The sequence below is a fragment of the Agromyces sp. NPDC055658 genome, assembly GCF_053618155.1.
In genome coordinates, this window is the sequence record NZ_JBSHHD010000071.1 from 1 (window position 1) to 4,996 (window position 4,996).

The following is a 4,996-nucleotide window of genomic DNA, read 5'->3' on the forward strand; positions in this document are numbered from 1 at the left end:
GCGATGCGCCGGGGCCGTTCCGAATGTCGCTGAACGCTTAGTTGACGCGCTCGGAGACGTTCTGGTCGTTGTACTCGTAGATGCCGATCGTGGCGCCCGTGGGGTCGCCGTTCTCGTCGAACGTGATCGGGCCCGACAGACCGTCGTAGTCGATCTGCTCGCCCTCGGCGAGGAGCTTGGCCGCCGACTCGAAGTCGGTCACCTTCTCGCCGCCGCCGGTCGTGCCGGAGATCTGCGTCAGGTAGTCGGCGATCGACTGGCCGCTCGTGTCGTTGGCCGCGTAGGCCGCGAGCGCGAACAGCACGATGTTGTCGTACGACTCCGCCGCGTAGGTGAAGTCGGTCAGGCTCGGGTCGATCTCCTTCAGGCGCTCGGTGAAGTCGCCGAGCGAAGCGAGGTCGAGACCGGGCGTGGTCGCCTTCGAGCCGGCGATGAGGCCGGGAGCGAAGTCCGCGCTGTAGTCGAGACGGTTGCCGTCGGTGAGGTAGATCTTGTCACCGGGGAAGCCGCCGCCGACGAGGTCGGGGATGATGACCTTCGCCTCGTTGAACGAGATGATCACGATCGCGTCGGGGTTCTGCGCCGTCACGTCGCCGATCTGGGTCGAGAAGTTCGTGTCGCCCGTGTTGAACGACGACTCCGCCACGACCTCGCCGCCGGCACCCTCGAACGCGTTCTTCGTCGCCTCGGCGAAGCCCGTGCCGTAGGCATCGTTCTGGTAGATGATGCCGAGCGTCGAGTTGCCGTCTTCGGCGGCCAGGTTGCCGAGCACCTCGCCCTGCAGCAGGTCGGAGGGAGCGGTGCGCCAGTAGAGCCCGTTGTCGTCGATGGTCGACAGGTCGAGACCCGTGTTCGACGGCGACATGAGCACGACGCCCGCGCTCGTGACCTGCTCGTAGATGTTGCGGGTCGTCGCCGACGCCGCAGCGCCCGAGATGGCCGAGACGCCGCCCGAGAGCAGGTCGGTGACCGAACCCGTCGCGACGTCGACCGTGCTGTCGCCCTCGTCGCGGAGGGTCAGCTCGATGTTGATGCCGAGGTCGGCGGCGTTGATGTCGTTGACCGCGAGCTGGGCAGCCGCGATCTGGGGCGGGCCGAGCACCGCGAGCGTGCCGCTCTGCGGTGCGAGCTGGCCGACCTTCAGGGTCAGGTCGCGCTCGCCGGCCTCGATCGGCTGGGCATCGCCGGTGTCGGCGGGCTTCTCGCTCTCGGTCGACGACGGTGACCCGCCTGAGGTGCACGCGGTGAGCAGGAGGGTGCTGACGCCGACGATGGCGAGACCCGTCCAGGCTGCGCGCGCAGAACGCTTGGCCGAAGCCTTCGCGAAGACGCTCATGTTGCTCCTTGGGACTGAAGGAATTCGTTACACAATCAAGCGTCAGTCCTGACGCCGTTGATTGACAGTATTGCGGGCCCACCGCGGAAACAAGTCACCGCGGTCACAACCCGGTAACACCGGCCGGATCGTTACCGGGTCGACACCTGCGCGGCCTCCGACGCACGGAATCCGCGTCATGCGGTGTCATCCGCTGCGGATTCCGCCGTTCGGGACTCCGGCCGCCGAAGGTCCGCCGAAGTCCGTCAGACGGGCTCGGCGACGATCCGTCGCGCCGCACGGCCGCGACGCACGAGGTCGACGGTGAGCACGGCGAGCGCGACCCAGACGAGGGCGAACCCGATCCACCGCTCGGGCGGCATCGGCTCGCCGAGCACCGCGACGCCGACGATGAACTGGATGAACGGCGCGAAGTACTGGATGAACCCCATGTAGATGAGCGGCAGCCGCCGCGATGCCGCGGCGAACAGCAGCAGCGGCACCGCCGTGACGACGCCGGCGAGCGAGAGCAGCACCGCGTGCCAAGCCCCCTCGGTGCCCATCGTGAGACCTTCGGTCGCGGCGATCCACCACAGCTGCGCGGCAGCGACGGGCGCGAGCCAGAGCGTCTCGAGCGTGAGGCCCGACACGGCGTCGACCCTGGGGCCGACGCGCTTCTTGATGAGCCCGTAGAACCCGAACGAGAACGCGAGCAGCAGCGCGATCCAGGGGAACTGCCCGTGCCCGACCGCGAGCACGACGACCGCGACGATCGAGATGCCGACGGCCACCCACTGCGTCGGGTTGAGGCGCTCGCGCAGCACGAGCACCCCGAGGAAGATCGTCACGATCGGGTTGATGAAGTACCCGAGGGATGCCTCGACGACCTGCTCGTTCACCGCCGCGTAGACGTACGTCTCCCAGTTGACGAAGATCAGGGCGCCCGCCGCGGCCATCGTGAAGAGCACCCGGCGGTTGCGCAGGAGCGCGACGAACTTCGACCATCCGCGGGTGACGGTGATCAGCAGGGCGCAGAAGACGAGCGAGAGCAGGATGCGCCACGCGACGATCTCGACCGACCCGGTGGGTGCGAGCGCGATGAAGTAGATGGGGAGCACGCCCCAGAGCAGGTACGCGGAGATCGCGTAGCCGAGACCCGCTCGGCTGATCGCGCCGTGATCGGCGTGGGCTGAGCGGGAATTCACCGATCCAGCCTACGCCCGGCGGGCGACACCGCCGTTTCGGGGCACCCTTCGGGCCCCAGGAACGCCGAACGGCCCGGATACCGAGGCATCCGGGCCGATCGTGAAGGTTTCGGGTCGCTCAGCGAACGACGACCGCGAGCACGTCGCGGGCCGAGAGCACGAGGAAGTCCTCGCCACCGAACTTGACCTCGGTGCCGCCGTACTTCGAGTAGATGACCTTGTCGCCGACCGCGACGTCGAGCGGAACGCGGTTGCCGTTGTCGTCGATGCGACCGGGACCGACGGCGACGACCTCGCCCTCCTGCGGCTTCTCCTTCGCAGTGTCGGGGATGACGAGACCCGACGCGGTGGTCTGCTCGGCCTCGACCTGCTTGATGACGATGCGATCCTCGAGCGGCTTGATGGAAACCGACACGGTTACCCCTTTTCTAGACGAATGCCGTCTTTTGACGAAAGACTGGTTAGCAGCCTCGGAGCGAGAGTGCTAAGCCGAGTCTAGGCGCGTTCTGGCACTCGTGCAACGTGAGTGCCAGCGCCGTTCACGCGCGGCGAACACGAGCGACCGACGCGGCCGTGCGGGCCGCTCGTCCGGTGCTAGCGTTGCCGGGTGGAACGCTCCGACCTCGTCGAACTCCTCTCCCCCGAAGGCCTGCGCCTGCTCGACGAGCTGCCCGAGTGGGACTCGAAGGCCGACATCGTGAAGACCGTGGCCGAGCTGCGCCGGAGGGGCTACGCCGCCGGCCTCGTCGCGGCCGTGCTCAGCCAGTCGAAGCTGCGCGCGAAGGCTGCCGCGAAGTTCGGCCCGTTCGCCGCGCGCATGCTGTTCACCGAGCCCGGCCTCGAGCAGGCCACCCGGCTCCAGGTCGCCGCCCTCCACGCTGGTCGCTTCTCGCGCGCGGGCGTCCGCCACGTCGCCGACCTCGGCTGCGGCATCGGCGGCGACGCTTTGGCCATGGCCGCGATCGACCTCGAGGTCACCGCGGCCGAGGCCGACGAGGTCACCGCGGCGATCGCCGCCTACAACCTCACCCCGTTCCCCCAGGCGCGCGTCCTCCACGCTCGTGCCGAGGACGTCGCGCTGGGCGGCATCGACGGCGCCTGGCTCGATCCGGCGCGGCGCACCACGGCGGGCGGCACCACGACCCGCATCGCGGATGCCTCGGCGTACTCGCCGAGCCTGGACTTCGCCTTCGGGCTCGCCGAGCGGATGCCCGTCGGCGTGAAGCTGGGCCCGGGCACCGATCGCGAGGTGATCCCCGCCGGTGCCGAGGCGCAGTGGGTCTCGGTCGACGGCGACGTCGTCGAGCTCGCCGTCTGGCTCGGCGTACTCGCCCGACCGGGCGTCGGGCGATCTGCGCTCGTCATCCGCGGCGATGCCGCACACGAACTCGCCGCCGCGGCCGACAGCGAGGACGCCCCCGACGGCCCGCTCGGCGACTATCTCTACGAACCCGACGGTGCGGTCATCCGCGCACGGCTCATCGGCGATCTCGCGCGCGAGCACGGCGCCTGGATGCTGAGCCCGGGCATCGCGTACCTCACGGCCGACACGGCGTTCGACTCTCCGTTCGCCAGGGGCTTCCGCGTGATCGAACGGCTGCCGGCCGACGAGCGGGGCCTGCGCCAGGCGCTGCAGTCGCGCGGCGTCGGCACCGTCGAGATCAAGAAGCGCGGTGTCGACGTCGATCCGGCGACGCTGCGCACGCGGTTGAAGCTGCGCGGAACGGAACGGGCGACGATCGTGCTCACCCGCGAGCAGGGCCGGCACGTCGCGCTGCTCGTCGAACGGCTCGAACCCGCCGTCTGAGGCGCGCCCCGCGCAGGAGGACGGGTCTCGACACCCGCCGCGACGCTCAGACCGGCAGGGCGCCGAAGACGATCGCGTAGTAGCCGATCCAGACCGCGGAGAAGACGAGCCCGGCGAGCCCGGTGCCGATGCCCACGAAGGCGAGCGCGCGCCCGTGCTCCTCACGGCGCAGGCCCAGCACGCCGAAGACGATCGCGGCGATCGAGAGCGGCAGCATCCAGCCCACGAAGAGCGACGCCGCCGCGCCGATCACACCCGTGACGGCGGCCACCCAGCTGTAGGCCCGGCGCTGCTGCTCCTCTTCGATCTCGATGGACTCGGCGGTGTCGTAGCCGGCCCGATGCACGATGAGCAGCTGGCCGGTCGAGATGCGGCGCAGCTGGCCGGTGTCGACGGGAACCTCGAACTCGCGGGCGTCCGCCTCCCGGATCACGGGGTCGGCCCGGAATGTCGGTTCCGCGGGGCGGTACGGAGCGAGCGGGTCGACCGGGTCGGCCCGGTCGACGGCGAGCGCCGGCTCGGCCCGCTCGTTCGAGGGCGCCGCCTCAGTCTGCGCGAGCGATGCGGCCGCGACAATCGGCTCGGCCCCGGCGGCCGGGACGACCGGCCGGGCGTCGGTTTCCGCGACGACCGGCTCGGCGCCGGCGGCCGGAACGACCGGTTCGACGC

At 70.1% G+C, this 4,996-nt stretch carries 5 protein-coding genes; 1 reads left to right on the top strand and 4 read right to left on the bottom strand.

What is annotated here, in order from left to right; genetic code table 11:
- Positions 1-37: 37 nt before the first annotated feature.
- The 3 genes from ACWGPE_RS18390 to groES all read right to left on the bottom strand — a co-directional run bounded on the left by ACWGPE_RS18390 (position 38) and on the right by groES (position 2,935).
- Positions 38-1,336, bottom strand: a complete 1,299-nt coding sequence (locus ACWGPE_RS18390) for an ABC transporter substrate-binding protein (RefSeq protein ID WP_275505472.1) — start codon at positions 1,334-1,336, stop codon at positions 38-40.
- Positions 1,337-1,581: 245 nt separating this feature from the next.
- Entirely contained in the window at positions 1,582-2,520 is a 939-nt protein-coding gene (rarD, locus tag ACWGPE_RS18395) for an EamA family transporter RarD (protein ID WP_275505471.1), read from the bottom strand.
- 118 nt (positions 2,521-2,638) lie between these two features.
- Complete coding sequence (gene groES / locus ACWGPE_RS18400) at positions 2,639-2,935, bottom strand: co-chaperone GroES (protein ID WP_022889766.1); 297 nt, start codon at positions 2,933-2,935, stop codon at positions 2,639-2,641.
- Positions 2,936-3,127: 192 nt separating this feature from the next.
- On the opposite strand from groES, the gene ACWGPE_RS18405 reads away from it, so the two are divergent.
- Positions 3,128-4,327, top strand: coding sequence for a THUMP-like domain-containing protein (locus ACWGPE_RS18405; protein ID WP_452049227.1), 1,200 nt, complete (start codon positions 3,128-3,130; stop codon positions 4,325-4,327).
- A 46-nt stretch (positions 4,328-4,373) separates the two neighbouring features.
- Here the strand turns inward: ACWGPE_RS18405 and ACWGPE_RS18410 are convergent.
- On the bottom strand, positions 4,374-4,996 hold a 623-nt coding region (locus ACWGPE_RS18410), incomplete at its 5' end, for a hypothetical protein (protein WP_452049228.1).